This window comes from Pseudidiomarina sp. CB1, assembly GCF_024752025.1.
GTDB lineage: Bacteria > Pseudomonadota > Gammaproteobacteria > Enterobacterales > Alteromonadaceae > Pseudidiomarina.
Genome location: NZ_JANTPU010000001.1, coordinates 1,832,803 through 1,850,100 on the forward strand (window position 1 = coordinate 1,832,803; position 17,298 = coordinate 1,850,100).

Genomic DNA, 17,298 nt, shown 5'->3' on the forward strand with positions numbered 1-17,298 from the left:
TTATTTTAGTTTATGGTGCGGCACTGTTACGCAGCTCACCCTGGCTTAACGCCGCTTCGGCAGTTTGGTCTTGTGGAAAAAATCCTTGGCGACGAATAAAGTCGGCAGATTCCGGTGTGTGAATCACAATGGTAATGCGTCGATTACGCGGGTCATCGGCGCTCGTACCATCAAGCGGAATCCGGTCTGCCGCACCCATAACCAGTAGCAATTGCTCCGAATTAAAGCCACCTTCAAGTAAGGCCTTGCGCGAAGCATTCGCCCTATCTGCGGAAAGTTCCCAGTTACTATACCCTTGCTCACCGCCAGCGTAAGGAAGCGAATCGGTATGCCCACTCACCGTAATTTCATTCGGTATCTCATTAAGTAACGGCGCCATGGTGCGCAACAGACGCTCCATGTACGGTGCAATTTTGTCGCTGCCCAATTCAAACATCGGCCGGGCTTCAGTATCGAGCATCATGATACGTAACCCTTCACGAGTGATATCAAAGCGCAACTGTGCCTTCAGTGCGCGCAATACCGGATCGGCTTCGATGGCCGCTTCGACTTTCCGCTGAATTTCATTAAAGTGGCGGCGAATATCGGCGGGACGCGTTTCACGGCGCAGATCAATGCGAGCTTCTTCACCCTTCATGTGCGTTGGATCATCGCCGCCTCCTTTTATCGCACTGCTACTAGCGGAGGCTTTATCACCGCCCGCCATAGCGACCACCAACGGCGTTCGAAAATACTCCGAAATACTTTGGCGATCTTCTTCACTCGACATCGACAAGATCCACATGACCAAGAACAACGCCATCAAAGCCGTCATGAAGTCGGCCAACGCAATTTTCCAACTGCCGCCATGATGCTTGTGCTTCTTCGCCTTACGGCGACGAATGATGATGGGTTGCTTTTCATCAGCCATTAGGCAGACTCCGTTGCATTGCCTCGAACGTGGTCTTCTAATTCAGTAAAGCTTGGGCGTTCTTCTACGTGCAAAGCTTTTCGACCAAATTCAATCGCTAACTGTGGCGCATAACCATGCATACTTGCCAAAAGCGTGACGCGAATCACTTGCAAGGTTTTCACCACTTCTGCGACTTGCCGTTCAATACGACTCGCTAATGGGTTAATAAATCCATAACCCAGCAAAATCCCTAAGAATGTGCCCACCAAGGCGTGTGCAATCATCGTCCCCATAACATCGGGCGGAACATCGGCGGTACTGAGGGCGCGTACCACACCAAGTACTGCTGCGACGATACCAAAGGCCGGCATGGCATCACCTACTTTAGTTAACGCATCAGCGGGAATCTCGCCCTCTTGCTCCATGGTCTCAATTTCGTGCAGCATCAATTCGTCTAACTCATGAGGGTTCATATTGCCGCTGATCATCAAGCGCAAATAATCGGTGATAAAATTAACCAACATTGGATCTTCCAAAATATCCGGATGCTCACCAAAAATTGCACTTTCTTGGGGATTTTCAACGTCTTGCTCTGCCGCTAACATGCCGTCACGACGCATTTTGTTGAGTAATTTGTAAATGGCTGAAAGCAACGACAAGTAGGTTTCGTTGTTATAACGACTGGAGGCCTTGAGTTTTTTTGAAGCATTTAAGGTTGCGCGAATCGCCTTGCCGTTATTGGCCGCAATAAAGGCACCCACCGCCGCGCCGCCGATAATAACGAATTCAAGCGGCTGAAAAAGCGGTCCCAGTGCACCACCAGCAAGGGCAAAGCCGCCGAATACACAGGCAATAACAATGAAGAAACCTAATGGAATGAGCACGACCGAATCCTTCTAGTATCTTATTTACTAAACTTATCGGCCTTAAACGCGGGAACTTAAATTTGTTTTACTGATTTTGTGCGGTTTTTCTTGAGCGGCTTACCAGCTCTTGATGGCGGTTGGCATACGCCACAAACATAGTCGTCATCCGGAGTATGCGCATGGTTGACAAAATTTAACTGACACTGATTACACTTAGACAACTGGAACATGCCATTCTCGAAAAAGCGCACCAAGGTCCAAGCACGTGTAAGTGCCAGTATCTCTTCATCGTCTTGCAGACGCATATGCTCTTGATACAAACGATAGGCTTTGATGAACGCTTGCATACGTTCAAGATCTTGACCCTCGCGCAGGCGTGAATAGATCGTATAAAAGAACGAAGCATGAATATTGGGCTGCCAGGTCATGAACCAATCTGTGGAAAACGGCAGCATTCCTTTCGGCGGCGACTTGCCTGAAACTTCTTTATACAAGCGCACCAAACGACCACGATTTAGGCCGACTTCGGACTCGAGTACCTGCAGTCGGGCACCGAGCTCAATGAGCTCGATCGCCAGTTGAACTTGGCTGAGTTCTTCGAGTAGTTTCCGAGTCGCCATCGTTGTAACCTTATGCGCTAGCGGACGCCATCAACATCGCTAAATGAGTTTCACGCATGCTTGGTGCACGAGAGTTCGAGAGAATTTCTTTCAATGTCTTCGTTGCATCAACACAAGGGCGTAACCAACTTTGCGGTTGGCGTGCCAATAAGGTGAGGTCTTTTACCGACATTTCAGCAATCAGATCTGCAAGATCTTCGTCGATCTTTAATCTAAAAATCGCTGCGTCGCGATCTTCAGTGACAAGCTTTTGCACCAACAACAAGTAGTTTAGATTCAACTCTTGTAGCTCTGCTAAAACTTTTGATTGCGTCATAGTGTCATTCCCCTTTAGCAAACTTTACGATCGCGAGAGCACGTTCTGCGATCTTTTCACGATCTTTGTAAAACTTTTACATTAGAAAGATGAAAAGCGCAAGAACTTTTTCAGCTACTTAGACTAGAGAATTGTTAATTTTTTATATAAAAAGCAGGCAGGGCAGGAGAAAATCAACGACTTACTTCAATAGATCGGACCCAAACCAACAACTCTGCAACAACTTCCCAAAGCGTTTGCGGTACATAATCGTTAAGTTCAATTTGCGATAAAAGGTTCACCAATTCGGGTGAATCATGCACAAAGATACCATGCTCTTGGGCACGACGGATGATCTCTTCAGCGATCAAACCATCGCCCTTAGCGACGACCTTTGGCGCTGGTTCAAAAGCTTGATAGCGCAAAGCGACCGCTTTTTTGTCGTTGCCTTTAGGTTCGCTCATTGGCCCCCCCTGACAATCAACGATGACACTTTGATGCCATGGGCATTCATCAACCGTGCACGAAACTCTTCACTCGCGGCTTGTAGTTTGTCGCGCCACTCTTCGTCGCACTGCAACTCAATGCTAAGTTGAGCTTCTTGCATTCGCAATCGCGCTCGCAAGGTGCCAAGAATTGGGAAAGTGATACGCAACTCTGTCGTCCAGTCATTCGCTTCATCATGCTCTTGGGGCTGCGCTTGCTCTTGCTGCCAGCGCTTTACCAAGGGATGAACGTCCGGTTGGATAACGCCAAACAACTGAATGTCCGGACTCACATCAAACTCGAATCGAACCACACCAGAGCTTATCATCTCAAGCTGCTGCGAAGCGATCTTTATTTGTTGATTTTGCGCAAGATTTTGAGGTTGTTGACGAACCACCTCGAAAGGCACTTTGTTTTTAACCCACTGGCTTAAAAAAGCTTCGTAAAATAATCCCGAATTACGCGTCAATGATCCTAATCGGTCAGCGAGCGACGCAACACTTAAAACATGGCTGCTGGGAAAGATGGGTTGGTTTGCCGTTGGCCGAATTGCTCGGCCCGGGGTTTGCGATGGCAGTTGTTGTTGTAAACCTTCAATAATTTGTAATAAGCGAGAAAACTGCTGCCCAGCTTGGCTAAACTCTGTCGTACTCGCGGTAGCTTGCACCGGCACCACCGGAGGTGCACCGCGAGGGAGTAGGTCCACCGTCGCTTTTTGCTTGGCGACTTGGTGGACAAGTGTATCCAATAAAGGCGTTATGCTGCTCAATTGCGATAACTATGCTCAAGCTGCTGCTTTTTTTGCATGCTTAATAGCGTTTCTTCTAACTTCGCACGCCGTTCTATCAAGCGTTCGCGGATCTCGCGATCCTGATCCATAATGGTATGCAACAAGGTCATTTTTTGCAGCTTTTGTTCATCGGAAAGCTCAACGCCACTTTCAGCGTAGCTTAAACGTTCCACTTCGCGTACGTATTCGACTTCCGTTTCAATCAGCGTATCCCAGTCGCCGTTACGAACACTATCGAGCATTTTGTTCGAGTGTTCCAGCAGGGCTTGATAGGACATAAGCACCTCCGTTGGAGTTATCGATTCCTTTGGTTTAAGTTTGGGTTGCGTAACCACGATAATTTAGGCCTCTGCAGCCTCAGTAGCGATTTCCTTCCAGGCGCCCGCTAACTGCGACAAAATCGTCTCGGCGGTGTCGAGCTTGCTCGCATCATTATGCAAGTTCGCTTGCACTAATAGGTCGCCAACATACAAGTAAAGTGACTCGAGTCGTTCGGCAACCTCACCACCTTTGTCCTTATCGACTGCGGCTAACAAACCCTGATTGACGATATCGAGCGCTTTGCCGATAGCTTCACCTTTAGCCGAAACTTGCTTTTGTGCAAGGTGAGCGCGCGCGGTTTTGATCTGGCGCAAGCAATTTTCAAATAGCAGCTCAATAAGTTTATGTGGACTCGCACTCAATACATGGCTTTCCACATTAACCCGTCCGTAAGCTGCTGCTCCTCGCATTCCGTACATACCCAATCTCCCTTACTGTTTACGACCTAGCTGCGCATTCATGACATCAAATTGCTGCGTCAGATAAGCGCTGGTGGAGTTCATGTTCGCAATCATGCTGTCGAGCTTGGCAAACTGCGTGCGATAACGGTCGACCGTTCGGGCAATCGCAACCTCTTCACGTTCAATGCGTTCATCAATTCGTGTAATCGCACTTTTCATGCCTTCAGTGCTTGTGGCGATCAAACCATTTTCGTCCAGTAGTCGATCAATAACGCCTTTTGACTGTGCGCTAAACCCTTCGTTTCCGTCGCTCCCGGCAAAGAAACTCTGGAGGTCTTGTAGCTGATCTGCAGTAACTGTTTTCAACTGCTCGCTGTCGACTTTTAAAGAGCCGTCAAGCTCACGCGAAATGCCTATGTCAGACAAAAACGTGAATGCTGAACCTTCAACGACCGTTTCGCTGAACATTGAGCGCAATTCCGATTGCACCATGCGTAAGCTGCTATCCCCTAGCAAACGACCGCCGACTTGTGTCTCAGGGTTGTAATCCCCTAAATCACGCACGGTGCTATTTAAGCTGTTATAAGCCTTAACGAAATCGTTGACTGACTTTTCAATCGCAGCATTGTCACGGGTAACCGTAATAACCGCAGTCTCGTTTTCTTTCGCAAGGTTAAGCGTTAAACCTGCAATCGCTTCGTCAACTTGGTTCGAAGCACTTTGCATCGTCAAACCATTAACGCTGAACTGAGCATTTGCGGCAAGTTGTTCAGTAGCGGCATCTTTATTGAGTTCGCCACCCATGCCATTAAAAGTTAAGCTCTGAACGCCAGCGTCAGTGCCGGTCTTTGCTGCGTTCAACACCAAACGATAAGGATTCGCGGGATCACCATCGTTAACAATACTGGCAACCACATCTGTTTGTGCGTTGTTAATGGCATCCCGAACATCTTCTAACGATGAAGCATCAGCGTCGATAGCAACCGAGTGAGCGGTGCCATTAGCGAGGGTGAAATCGACACTTCCAGCGCCTAAATCACGAGCTTTATCGTCCAACCCTAAAGCCGCCACGCTGTAAGACTTGGCAAGACTGGTAACGGAAACGTTATAACTACCCGGTACCGCCGACGAGTTGGCCGCAGCGGTTACGGCATCGCCTGTGACATTACTTTTCACCGCCGCAAAGGTCTCGGCCTTCCCTAGCGAACTCAAGGCCGTCTGAAACTGCGCCAACGCACCTTCGAGTTTGCCATACGCAGAGATGCGCGCCTGGTAGCTCGCTTTTTGTTGCGCTAACGGTTGCAGTCGCTGCCGCTCCGCCGATTCGAGTTGGCTGAGCAAACCATTTAAGTCGAGGCCGGAGCCTACACCTAACGCTGCTATTGATGCCATAATCAAACACCTCTTCTATCGTGTCAGGCCAGTGTGCCTGAAACTTTGCCACCCAAAGCTTATAAAAAAGCCTTTTACAAGGGCCATTTTTACTTTTATCGACACCTTAAAGAAAAACTTTAGTCATCGACGACTAAGACATCTCGTATACTGCCCAGCTCTCTTAATTTACTGCCTTGAATCAATTCGCCAAGTTTATGATCGGGATGATTCTTGTGTGGTGTTATGCGCAAACGCTCGACACGATTCTGCCGATCAAGCCCAACGACCCAAGCCAAGACGCCACCTTCAAACTTCAATAAACTCCCTATCGGTAGTCGCCCAAATCGATTTAAGTAACGCTCTATCCATATAGGGTCATAACGCCCACTCACCGCTTGGAGCTGAGCAAGCGCACTAATGGCATGTACCGCAGCCCGATCGGGGCGACTGCGCTGCATCGCATCCATAGCGTCAACAACCATAGCCGCCCGCGCCAACTGGCCTATCGCCTCACCCTTAAGATGCTGTGGATAGCCACTGCCATCCAAGCGCTCGTTCACCTGCCCTATCACATTGTCGCGAATCGCCGGCGCTAACCATTTAATCTTCTTCGCTGCATCGAGCACCTGCGGCACATGGTCTTGCATATCCAGGTACATCGGCCGACTCAACGTCGTTGCACGCCAGATGTCTTGACTGATGACACCCTTACCCAAATCGTGCACCATCGCTGCCGCAGTGGCAGCTTTAAGCACCGTATGCGGAACCTTCATGCTGTACAGTAAATCACCTAGACGTGCCGCTACTGCAATACCATGTTGTACCCAGCGCGATTCGCGGTACAAACAATGCAAGGCAAACAATACGCCCTCACGATCTTCCTGTAATAAATCCAATAGATGATCGGTTTGTACCGATAACTGATAAGGGTCAAATACACCTTCTTGCTTGAGCAAAATCATCTGACTATCAAGATAGCCAGCAATGGTCGCCAAACGCTTAGCCGTCGGTGTGGGGTAATCGTGACTACGGCGCCGACCCAGCTTTGTTGTCTCGGGATCTTTGACACGAAATAACTCTGATGGCGTACGATTATCGCCCCCTCCGGCACTACGGCTCGACTCTCGCTCAATTTCTTTAACCAAGTTCCAGAGTTCTTTATGTAGCTCTTGATCTACGTTTTGAAATTCAAAGCCGACCGCCAGCACCTTGCGATCATTGTCTGCGCGCACATGGCGCACACCCGCCATTAATTCCAGTGAACGTCCATTCGGAAAATACAACTCAATAACTGTCGACTGATTCGGCAAGACCTTGGAGGCACCATCATAAATACTAAACTCAGCAAGGCAGCCATCGGCCGACAAATCACGCAAATCGCCCTGCAGTTCGATCGTCTCATCACCCTCGTGATCAGAACTACGTAAATAAACGCCAACCTCCATGCCAACCCGCAAAGTGGCGCGAAAGCTTGCGCGACGTTGCTTCACTTCGATTTGCTCGGGCCAGTCGACCGTGCCGAATAAACGTCCGTCTTTGCTCTCGAACGCTTTCACCTTCATCGGTTCGGTACGCACAAAACCACCCGAGGTGTAACCAAATACGGTGAACTTCGCGCCAGCACGCAAGGCTGGCACCACATCCCGAATAGCCGTGAACTCGAACACTAAGTGCACATCGGTTTCTTCATCTGCGACTACCAGCGGGTGCTCTTCCGTATTGCCACTCTCCAATCGCAACGCCGCCACACCAGGTTGCCCTAGCGCCTCGAGATAGGTTGCCATCTGTAGTCCATTGCTTATGGTTGTAAACTCGTCAGAGCCTTTTACCGCATTGTTCACCCAAGAGTCCTTATTCGCACATTGTTTATCCGAAGGGTTGCTTAGCTTTAGTTATCGTCACCTCTTCGCAGTTCTTTAGCACCATTGTGCAACACGCCGCAAAAATTTTTTTGTAAATTGTTCTAAAGGTTTTTTTCCAGCCACCGATAACCCCTGTGACGGCAGGCCAAACTTGGCGGCCAAATTTGGAAACAGAAGGAATAAGACTATGTCAGTAATCAATACCAACATCACCTCGCTGATTGGTCAGCAAAACCTGATGAAGTCGCAATCTGCATTGCAAACTTCTATGGAACGTCTGTCTTCAGGCCTGCGTATCAACAGCGCTAAAGACGACGCAGCTGGTCAAGCTATCGCGAACCGTATGTCAGCTCAAATCACCGGCTTGTCACAAGCACAGCGTAACGCTAACGACGGTATCTCTGTCGCGCAAACCGCTGAAGGTGCTTTGAACCAGGTCAACGACAACTTACAGCGTATCCGTGAGCTGAGCGTTCAGGCCGAAAACGGTACTAACTCACAAGATGACTTAGATTCAATCCAGGCTGAAATAACTCAACGTCTTGGTGAAATCGATCGTATCTCTAAAGAAACCAGCTTTAACGGCGTGAAAGTTCTTGCAACCGATCAAGCGCTTTCTATTCAAGTTGGTGCAAATGACGGCGAGAAAATCGACGTTAACCTTAAAGAAATCAGCGCGCAAACGTTAAACATGGACACCTTTAACGTGAATGGCGTTGATGCAACAGGCCTTACCGCCCTTGCAACCGGCGATTTTGTCGACGGTGATGGTGACGATGTCCCTGCTGGTAACTTAACTTTAACAGACGGCGGCGCTGGCACGGCGTTTACAGCAACAGGTCTATCTCAAGATGAGAGCGGTAACTGGTATGTTTCAGGTACCGATGCCGACGGCAACAATGCGTACATTGCTGTAGATTCATCAACATTTACAATTGGTGACGGAACCGCAGGTGCGGGAACTAATGACGGTACACTTACTGTAAACTTCGACTCTGATACTGCTACTATCCTTGCTGAACGTACAGCTTCACCACTTGCGGCGACCGATTCAGCCTTAAGCGAAGTTGACACTTTACGTTCAGACCTTGGTGCTATCCAAAACCGTTTCGAATCTGCTATCACTAACTTAGCAACCAACGAAACGAACTTGGCAGCAGCACGTTCACGTATCGAAGACGCTGACTACGCAGTAGAAGTTGCGAACATGACACGTGCGCAGATTCTACAACAGGCGGGTACTTCGGTTCTTGCGCAAGCGAACCAGGTTCCACAATCAGTACTATCATTGTTGGGTTAACAGCCTAATGATATCTATAAAGGCGCTTCTACGTGGAGCGCCTTTTTGCTTAAGTTATTGCGGCCGGGAACTGATCATCAGGGTATACGAATTTAATATCTCCGACATTTAACATCCGGCAGTTGCTGAGTCCATGTCTTAAGGAAACCAAAATGTCCGTCATCAATACCAATATTACGTCACTCATTGGGCAACAGAATCTACAGAAGTCACAGTCATCATTAACAACAGCTATGGAGCGTTTATCCTCTGGGTTACGTATAAATAGCGCAAAAGATGATGCTGCGGGCCAAGCTATTGCCAACCGCATGTCAGCTCAAATCAGTGGACTCGCACAAGCACAACGTAATGCCAACGACGGTATTTCAGCCGCACAAACCGCTGAAGGTGCGCTTAATCAGGTCAATGACAATTTACAACGTATTCGCGAATTGAGTGTGCAATCCTTGAACGGCACTAACTCATCAGCTGACTTAGCCTCCATCCGTGCCGAAATAGATCAACGTTTAGACGAAATCAATCGCATTTCTAAGCAAACTGAGTTTAACGGTGTAAAAGTCTTGGCAAGCGATCAGCAGCTCAGCATTCAAATAGGAGCCAACGACGGTGAAGCCATTGCCATCGGCTTAAAACAAGTCGACTCGCAAACGCTAAACCTCGACCGCTTAGTTTTTAACGGTCCACAATTGGGTGATGATGGCGTAGGTATGAACATTACAGATGCGCTAAAAGCAAAGTTTGGTAACGACACAACGTTAACATCTACTAGCGTTTCATCCACCCCAACAGGCGCCGAATGGGCTACTTTGTTAGATCTAGAAAACACCGTCGTCGTTAACGACATCTATGCCATTGCCGACGACAAAGGTGACTTCTACATCGAAGACAATATTACGGTAACCGGTAACGATATTGTGAAACTTGAGTCGATGGGATACATCGACGAAGGTGGCGGTAACTTTAAAGTCTATACGCCAGCAAATTTTGACCGAACAACAGAGTCGGCAACCAATTTAAATTTCGTTTGGGAAGTTGGCGATTACACCAGTGCGGACGTAACGCCAGCGGCATCAGTAAATCGATTAAGTACCATTGACGAAGCGATCGCAAATGTCGATACGTTGCGTTCTGACTTAGGCGCTATACAGAACCGGTTTGAATCTGCAATCTCAAACCTACAAACCAATGAAACAAATTTATCCGCAGCTCGCTCGCGCATTGAAGACGCTGATTACGCGGTTGAAGTTGCCAATATGACACGCGCCCAGATTCTGCAACAAGCGGGCACATCGGTATTAGCTCAGGCCAACCAGGTACCGCAATCAGTGCTATCCTTGTTAGGGTAAAGCCGCACACATAAGTCGTTTATTTAACTCCCAGCGAAGTTTGATGTTAAAAACAATGAAGGTTGTATCATGCCAGAACACACGACCATTACAGTTCGTAGCTTAGTGACCGAGCTTATGCCAAAGCTACGGACCATCGAACATGTTATCGAAACGCGGCTCGACGATTTGATTTGGAAAGCACCAACACCGACGCGTAAGTTTCAGCTCGAAACCTTGAAGAACGAGTTCGAGCTTGAATTAATGATGATCAAAATGAATATGAAGCACTTGCTAAAGCGCCATCAAGAGGTCATCAATGTTGCCGATTTGGAGCATGACGAAACCGTGCTAGAGCTCGATGACCGTGAGCAAACAGCGGTCACTTCGGCTTGGAAACTCTACCAACGCATCGACAAAATTGCTGCGCACTTCAACATTTCGCTTTAACTAAATATCTACTTAACCGAAGCTAAAGTTTTGTGCAAACTTGCCGATAGTCATCGTTAGAGACCCCAAACGAGGGGACGATTGCGGAGACAAATCATGGCAAACCCCATTAATGACGCTACCACCCAAAACTGGCCTGTGACACATGCCGCTGCAGAGCGCCAACGCTTAGATCGGGTATTACAACAACTCCCCGCTGTGCGCCAAAGTGAAGTTCAACGCGAGCTCAAACGCGATGAGCTGGTTAAACCGGTACAACAAATCAATGAAGTAATGAACAATTACGGGATTCATTTCGAAATGAATGACGCCGTCGACCGCGTAGTCATTCAAGTGGTCAGCCGAGATTCGGGCGAAGTGATTCGACAAATTCCATCGGAAGAAGTGCTACGCATTTCGCAGCACTTGTCAGAAATGTCTGGTTTACTGGTGCGCGAACAGGCTTAGTTCGCGCAACATAATTTCTAGTTTTAGCAGAATTAAACCTGCATATTCATGATTTCTTTGTAGGCGCTGACCAGCTTGTTGCGCACTTGAACGCCCATATCAAAGGCCAAACCAGCTTTCTGTTTGGCCACCATCACTTCGTTGAGCGACACATTCGGGTCACCCAGCTGAAATGCTGTGGTTTTTGCGCCCGCTGTTTGTTGCAACTCGTTAATACGTTCAATGGACTGCTTTAACTCGCCAGCAAAACCATTTTTAGCAGGCGCTTGCGCAGCTGTTTGAGGCTGCGTCGTCGCTTGGCTTTGCAGGGCTTGCATTTTATTTAGTGCCGTTTGAATCGCTGGTACACTCATTTTTTACTACCTTCCACGCAGGTTCTGTAACTTTTTACAGCAGCTAAAGTAACAGCTTGCTTCATGGTCGAAAGAAGTAAAAGGCCGTAAAAAAGTACGCTTTTCTTTTCTTTGCCTTGCCTATACATCCGCATAATGTGCTCTAGATAAATCCGTTTTTCATTTGTGTTACAACCCAAGAGTCAATCAGCGATATGGAAGCAAGCCAAGCAACAGCGACTGCCGCCGGAGCCACCAAGCCGCAGCCAAACGACAGCAACAAAAGCGCAGCCGCAAATGGCTCGATTGCTTGGTTGATGGCGATCAAAGAAAACGGTCTTGTACCGCTACTGCTTGGTGGGGCCGCATTCATTGGCTTGATTTTTGTACTGCTCTTGTGGGTCTCCGCACCGGAGTACCGAGTCCTTTATAGTAATTTAAGCGAGGCCGATGGTGGTCGTATTATCACTGAGCTCGATAGTCGCCAGGTCCCTTATCAAATTGATGCCAATGGCACTATCTCCGTTCCTAGCGATCAAGTACACCGCTTGCGTTTGCAACTCGCTGAACAGGGGCTGCCCAACGCTGGCAACGTTGGCTTTTCATTACTTGACAACCAAGCCTTTGGGATTAGTCAATTCGCTGAAAAAGTAAACTTCCAGCGGGCACTTGAGGGCGAGCTTGCCAGCTCGATGGAAGCATTAGGCCCAGTGCTGCGCGCCCGCGTCCATCTTGCCATGGCGAAAGATTCGGTATTTGTGCGCGACCGTCAACCGGCAAAAGCGTCTGTGGTGCTAACTTTGCACCCAGGGCGGAAGCTTGGCGAAGGACAAATTCAGGCCATCGTGCATATGGTATCGAGCAGTGTTGCCGACCTTGCTCCTGATCAGGTCACTGTTGTCGATCAGCACGGTGCCCTGCTGTCGCAAAAGGCTAATAATGATGCCTTAAGCGGCACTAAGCTCGATTATGTGCGTGAAATTGAACGTACGTATCAACAGCGCATTGAGGCTATTCTGACACCTATTCTTGGCGTCGATAACCTGCAAGCGCAAGTTGTTGCCGAAGTAGACTTTTCCAAGCGGGAAGCTACTGAGGAACGTTATACCCCGAATCCCACCGCGGAAACCGCAGCAATTCGTAGCATTCAGCGTAATCTGAACGTCAACGGCAATGGCAACGGAGCACAAGGCGTTCCCGGAGCATTGACCAACACGCCCCCTGGTGTAGAACCATCGCCCGTCAGCAACGCGGCGAATGCGGAAAACAATGAGCAAGCGGTGGCCAATAACGACGCTGACAGCAACTACCGTCTACAACAAGACCAAGTCGTGAATTACGAGCTCGACCGCACCATTTCACATATTCAACACCAACAAGGTGTATTACAGCGCCTATCGGTTGCCGTCGTCGTCAACCACCGCACCAGCACCGATGAAGAAGGCCAGCCGGTTCTGGTGCCTCGCAGCGACGAAGAAATCGAATACATTCAACGCCTCATCCGCCAAGCCATGGGCTTCTCGGCCGAACGCGGAGATCAACTTGAGGTGGTGAACACTGCTTTTGTGCCAGAACAAGAAGATCCTGTCGTACGCGCTTGGTACGAACAACAAGCATTACTCGACTTGATTAAGCAAATCATCAAATACGTTGCCGCTGGTGTCGCAGCATTACTCTTCTATTTACTGGTGTTGCGACCTCTGCTGCGCCGTCGCCAAGCCGCTGTCGAAGCTAGCGCAAGCCCTGCTCAACGCGGTCAACTACGCGCTGTGGTTGGCGATGACGACGAATCATTAGAGCCAAGCAACGCAACGACTCGCGAACGAACGGCAAACTCTAGCTCCGCTCGCCAAGAGCCAGTCAAAGACGACTTTAACTGGCCCGAAAAGAACTCGAATCAAAGTTATAACGAGGCACTGACGAAGGCTAAAGAGGCCGCAGAGACGAATCCGCGCCAAGTCGCGCGAATCTTGCAGAATTGGATTGACGAGGATGACCATGTCTAACGCCACGAACGACACCCAACGCCAAGAAATGTCGGGCATTCGCCGTGCCGCCTTGATGCTGCTCATGCTCGAAGAAGAGTCTGCGGCGGAAGTCTTCAAGCACTTTCCGCCGAATATGATTCAAAAAATCAGTAAAGAAATGACCAAGCTCAATGACGTCTCACATGCCGAGATAAAACGCGTCCTTGAAGCTTTCCATCAAGACTTGTCGAACACACCGGCGTTAGACAAATACGACGACTATGTTCGCTCGGTACTTACCAAGGCATTAGGTGCAGATCGCGCCAACACGCTGATCGAAGATGTCTTGGAGCATAAGGTTGGCGGCGTTGGCATTGACGCTCTTAATTTGATGGACGTTCCGGAAGTTGCCGAAATGATTAAGGATGAGCATCCGCAAATCATTGCAACCATTTTGATTCACCTTGACCGTGCGCAAGCCGCTGGCGTACTTGAGCTATTCGAGGAGCGCTTACGCAACGATGTAGTTCTGCGTATTGCATCGTTTACAGGTGTACAACCTGCAGCCTTGCAGGAGCTCACCGAAGTACTTGGCGGTATGCTTGACGGTCAGTCGCTGAAACGCAGCAAAATGGGCGGCGTTCGCACTGCCGCTGAAATCCTCAACTTGCTCAGCACCGGCCAAGAAGACACCGCATTGGAAAATATTCGAGCCTACAACGACGAGTTGGCACAAAAAATCATCGACGAAATGTTCCTATTCGAAAACCTACTCGATTTGGACGACCGCAGTATCCAAGTATTACTACGCCAAATCGAAACGTCTTCGTTGGTGGTTGCACTCAAAGGTGCGCCTAACGAGTTGGTTGATAAGTTCTTGCGCAACATGTCGCAGCGCGCCGGCCAAATCATCCGTGAAGAGATGGAAACCCGCGGTCCTATTCGCGTCTCGCAAGTCGAAACCGAGCAGAAAGCAATTTTGCAAATTGTTCGACGCTTGGCCGATAGCGGTGAAATTGTCCTAAGCAGTGGTGATGATGCCTACGTTTAAGCCTTTTAACAAAGCGGCTCAGCCGTTAGAAGAGAAACCAGCTGCGCCGCCTGAGGGCGAGTGGCAAGCCTGGTCGTTTAAGACATTGCAAGCAGACAGCGAATCTCCTGCCGTTACAAAAGCGCCGCAAAAAGGTTCGTTTAAGGCACAAGAAGAACTCAAACAGCTGCGTGAACACGCTCGCACCGAAGCTTACGAAAAAGGTTATCAAGAGGGCTTTGAGAAAGGCTCTGCAGAAGGTTATAGCGCAGGCAAAGAAACTGCCGAAAAAGAAGTCGAAAAGGCCTTTGAGGAACGTTGCCAAACGACCTTGAGTCCGTTAAATAACATGCTCTCAGAACTTGAGGGTGCATTACAAAGCATTGACGAACAGCTTGCCGAAAGTCTCGTGCAGTTGGCTGTAACTGTCGGTCGCCAACTTGCAGGCGAAGCACTGCAAACGCACCCTGAAGAAATTCTAACGCTAGTGCGCGAAATCATTCACGAAGACCCATTTATTAAAGACCGTCCAACCTTGTTGTTGCACCCAGAGGACGCACAGATCGTACAGGAACATCTCAATGACGAGCTGAAAACGCACGGTTGGCGCGTCCGACACGACGAAAAGCTTGAGCGCGGCGGCTGCCGGCTGATCAGCTCTCAGGGCGAAATCGACGCCACCATTGAAGCGCGTTGGGAACGTATCATCAGTCAATTGCGGGGGCGTAGTGAACAGCACAGCTAACTCCATTGGCCATTGGCAAAGCACACTTGCAAGTGTTTCTCAGCGGGTGGCCGACCACCAACGCTGGTTTGCTTGCGGGCGTCTGGTCCGCGCTACTGGCATGGTCCTCGAAGCCGTTGGCTTGAAACTTCCGGTTGGCAGTGCCTGTGAAATTGTTGGCGAGCACATCACGCTTGAAGCAGAAGTTGTTGGCTTCGCGGACGACATTACGTTTTTAATGCCGCTTGAATCAGTCCAAAACCTCACCCCTGGAGCGCGCGTCATCCCGCTGGGCGGCACCACGACAAAGCGCCGCTTTCCGCTTGGTGAAGCACTTCTCGGACGGGTCGTTGACGGTTCCGGTCGCCCGTTGGATGGGCAGAAGTTAGCAAAAGGAACACGGTACGGCGAATTAGCCTCAGCACAAATCAATCCCATGCAACGGGCGCCCATTAAACAACCCATTGACGTTGGCATCCGAGCCATCAATGCGTTACTTAGTGTGGGTCGTGGCCAGCGCATTGGTCTTTTTGCTGGTTCAGGGGTAGGTAAGTCGGTCCTCCTGGGTATGATGGCGCGTTACACCAAGGCTGATGTCATTGTCGTCGGCCTCATCGGTGAACGGGGCCGCGAAGTTCAAGAATTTATTGAGAGTATCTTAGGTGAACAAGGGCGCAAACGCTCGGTGGTGGTGGCAGCCCCAGCTGATGCCTCGCCGCTGCAACGATTGCAAGGCGCATCCTATGCCACACGGCTAGCGGAAGACTTTCGTGATCAGGGTAAGAACGTCCTGTTGATTATGGATTCCCTCACGCGCTATGCCATGGCGCAACGGGAAATTGCGCTAGCGATTGGCGAACCGCCAGTCACCAAAGGCTATCCACCCAGCGTTTTTGCCAAGCTACCAGCTTTGGTTGAACGCGCAGGTAATGGCCGCCGCGGGAGTGGCTCTATTACAGCCTTTTACACCGTGCTCACCGAGGGCGATGATCAACAAGATCCGATTGCTGATGCAACTCGCGCCATACTCGACGGTCACATTGTGCTGTCACGAGAGCTCGCCGACAGCGGTCATTATCCAGCGATCGACATTGAAGCGTCGATTAGTCGTGTCATGCCCGCAGTCGTGCAGCAACAACAAGTCATCGCCGCGCAAAAAATCAAAAAGCTATTCTCGGTCTACCAACGCAACCGAGACCTTGTCAGTGTTGGAGCTTACAGTCCCGGACACGATCCATTGCTTGACCAAGCGGTGCAAAAATTCCCCCGCATCGAGTCTTTTTTGCAGCAGCAAATGGATGAACAAGCCACTTTTGAGGCCGCTATTAAAAGCTTAGATTTGCTTTTAGGAGGGCATAATGAATAGTGTCGCATTAGCTCATTTGACTGAACAAGCTGAGAAAGCACGCACGCAAGCGGCGCAATTACTTGCTGAGGACCGCAATAACAAAGAAAAGATTGCGCAACAGTTACAAATGCTTCAGCAGTATCGACACGAGTACGCTCTGCAGCTACAGCAGCAAATGCGGATTGGTATTCAGTCGACCATGCTCGGCACCTATCGCGCCTTCTTAGCCAGTCTTGATCGAGCTATTGCGCAGGCGCAAGAAGCACTAGCACAAAATGAAGAGCGCATTGCGAAAAGTAAGCAAAAGTGGTTAGAAAAACAGCGTCGCTGGCAATCGTTTGACCTTTTGCAAGAGCGTCAACACACGAGCATAAAACAGCAACGTGAACGCGCCGAACAACGGCAGAACGACGAATTATCACTGACGATGTATTTGCGTCATCGACGCAAAACAACTTGAGGATACAC

At 49.4% G+C, this 17,298-nt stretch carries 20 protein-coding genes; 9 read left to right on the forward strand and 11 right to left on the reverse strand.

Annotated features, from left to right (window positions below; all coding sequences use genetic code 11):
* Positions 1-10: 10 nt before the first annotated feature.
* The 10 genes from motB to NV375_RS08765 all read right to left on the reverse strand — a co-directional run bounded on the left by motB (position 11) and on the right by NV375_RS08765 (position 7,829).
* The gene (gene motB / locus NV375_RS08720) at positions 11-910 is read right to left on the reverse strand and encodes a flagellar motor protein MotB (RefSeq protein WP_258807801.1); all 900 of its coding nucleotides are present in this window, start codon (positions 908-910) and stop codon (positions 11-13) included.
* Positions 910-1,776, reverse strand: a complete 867-nt coding sequence (gene motA, locus NV375_RS08725) for a flagellar motor stator protein MotA (RefSeq protein ID WP_258807802.1) — start codon at positions 1,774-1,776, stop codon at positions 910-912. Before motA ends, motB begins: the two co-directional genes overlap by 1 nt.
* Before the next feature lie 56 nt (positions 1,777-1,832).
* Positions 1,833-2,378 (reverse strand): flagellar transcriptional regulator FlhC, encoded by a 546-nt coding sequence (flhC, locus tag NV375_RS08730; RefSeq protein WP_258807803.1) that lies wholly within the window; start codon positions 2,376-2,378, stop codon positions 1,833-1,835.
* A 10-nt stretch (positions 2,379-2,388) separates the two neighbouring features.
* The gene (locus tag NV375_RS08735) at positions 2,389-2,694 is read right to left on the reverse strand and encodes a flagellar transcriptional regulator FlhD (protein WP_258807804.1); all 306 of its coding nucleotides are present in this window, start codon (positions 2,692-2,694) and stop codon (positions 2,389-2,391) included.
* 173 nt (positions 2,695-2,867) lie between these two features.
* On the reverse strand, positions 2,868-3,137 hold the full coding sequence (locus NV375_RS08740) for an EscU/YscU/HrcU family type III secretion system export apparatus switch protein (RefSeq protein ID WP_258807805.1): 270 nt from the start codon (positions 3,135-3,137) through the stop codon (positions 2,868-2,870).
* A complete protein-coding gene (locus tag NV375_RS08745; protein WP_258807806.1) occupies positions 3,134-3,928 on the reverse strand; it encodes a flagellar hook-length control protein FliK in 795 nt (264 codons plus the stop codon). Before NV375_RS08745 ends, NV375_RS08740 begins: the two co-directional genes overlap by 4 nt.
* Positions 3,925-4,227, reverse strand: a complete 303-nt coding sequence (locus tag NV375_RS08750) for a flagellar protein FliT (protein ID WP_126772268.1) — start codon at positions 4,225-4,227, stop codon at positions 3,925-3,927. Before NV375_RS08750 ends, NV375_RS08745 begins: the two co-directional genes overlap by 4 nt.
* Positions 4,228-4,290: 63 nt before the next feature.
* The gene (gene fliS, locus NV375_RS08755) at positions 4,291-4,689 is read right to left on the reverse strand and encodes a flagellar export chaperone FliS (RefSeq protein ID WP_258807807.1); all 399 of its coding nucleotides are present in this window, start codon (positions 4,687-4,689) and stop codon (positions 4,291-4,293) included.
* 12 nt (positions 4,690-4,701) lie between these two features.
* Entirely contained in the window at positions 4,702-6,063 is a 1,362-nt protein-coding gene (gene fliD / locus NV375_RS08760; RefSeq protein ID WP_258807808.1) for a flagellar filament capping protein FliD, read from the reverse strand.
* 119 nt (positions 6,064-6,182) lie between these two features.
* Positions 6,183-7,829: an HD domain-containing phosphohydrolase gene (locus NV375_RS08765; protein WP_258807809.1), complete on the reverse strand. Its 1,647-nt coding sequence runs from the start codon at positions 7,827-7,829 to the stop codon at positions 6,183-6,185.
* Between the two features lie 265 nt (positions 7,830-8,094).
* Between NV375_RS08765 and NV375_RS08770 the strand changes: the two genes are divergently transcribed.
* The 4 genes from NV375_RS08770 (at position 8,095) to NV375_RS08785 (ending at position 11,429) form a co-directional block, all read left to right on the forward strand.
* Complete coding sequence (locus NV375_RS08770; RefSeq protein ID WP_258239650.1) at positions 8,095-9,207, forward strand: FliC/FljB family flagellin; 1,113 nt, start codon at positions 8,095-8,097, stop codon at positions 9,205-9,207.
* Between the two features lie 152 nt (positions 9,208-9,359).
* Positions 9,360-10,553: a FliC/FljB family flagellin gene (locus NV375_RS08775; protein ID WP_258807811.1), complete on the forward strand. Its 1,194-nt coding sequence runs from the start codon at positions 9,360-9,362 to the stop codon at positions 10,551-10,553.
* A gap of 69 nt (positions 10,554-10,622) precedes the next feature.
* Positions 10,623-10,982 carry a hypothetical protein gene (locus NV375_RS08780; protein ID WP_258807812.1) on the forward strand — a complete coding sequence of 120 codons (360 nt, stop codon included), beginning with the start codon at positions 10,623-10,625 and terminating at the stop codon, positions 10,980-10,982.
* Positions 10,983-11,078: 96 nt separating this feature from the next.
* On the forward strand, positions 11,079-11,429 hold the full coding sequence (locus NV375_RS08785; RefSeq protein WP_258807814.1) for a flagellar protein FlaG: 351 nt from the start codon (positions 11,079-11,081) through the stop codon (positions 11,427-11,429).
* A gap of 32 nt (positions 11,430-11,461) precedes the next feature.
* Here the strand turns inward: NV375_RS08785 and fliE are convergent, their stop codons facing one another.
* The gene (gene fliE / locus NV375_RS08790) at positions 11,462-11,782 is read right to left on the reverse strand and encodes a flagellar hook-basal body complex protein FliE (RefSeq protein ID WP_258807815.1); all 321 of its coding nucleotides are present in this window, start codon (positions 11,780-11,782) and stop codon (positions 11,462-11,464) included.
* 194 nt (positions 11,783-11,976) lie between these two features.
* Here fliE and fliF point away from each other — a divergent pair, with 194 nt between their 5' ends.
* Genes fliF through fliJ form a run of 5 tightly spaced genes read left to right on the forward strand, consistent with a single transcriptional unit; the run spans position 11,977 to position 17,290 of the window.
* Positions 11,977-13,767, forward strand: coding sequence for a flagellar basal-body MS-ring/collar protein FliF (gene fliF / locus NV375_RS08795; protein WP_258807816.1), 1,791 nt, complete (start codon positions 11,977-11,979; stop codon positions 13,765-13,767).
* Positions 13,760-14,779, forward strand: a complete 1,020-nt coding sequence (gene fliG, locus NV375_RS08800) for a flagellar motor switch protein FliG (protein ID WP_258807817.1) — start codon at positions 13,760-13,762, stop codon at positions 14,777-14,779. The genes fliF and fliG overlap by 8 nt, the downstream gene beginning before the upstream one ends.
* The gene (locus tag NV375_RS08805) at positions 14,763-15,503 is read left to right on the forward strand and encodes a flagellar assembly protein FliH (protein ID WP_258807818.1); all 741 of its coding nucleotides are present in this window, start codon (positions 14,763-14,765) and stop codon (positions 15,501-15,503) included. The genes fliG and NV375_RS08805 overlap by 17 nt, the downstream gene beginning before the upstream one ends.
* A complete protein-coding gene (fliI, locus tag NV375_RS08810; protein WP_258807819.1) occupies positions 15,487-16,848 on the forward strand; it encodes a flagellar protein export ATPase FliI in 1,362 nt (453 codons plus the stop codon). Before NV375_RS08805 ends, fliI begins: the two co-directional genes overlap by 17 nt.
* Positions 16,841-17,290 (forward strand): flagellar export protein FliJ, encoded by a 450-nt coding sequence (gene fliJ / locus NV375_RS08815; RefSeq protein ID WP_258807820.1) that lies wholly within the window; start codon positions 16,841-16,843, stop codon positions 17,288-17,290. Before fliI ends, fliJ begins: the two co-directional genes overlap by 8 nt.
* Positions 17,291-17,298 lie beyond the last annotated feature (8 nt).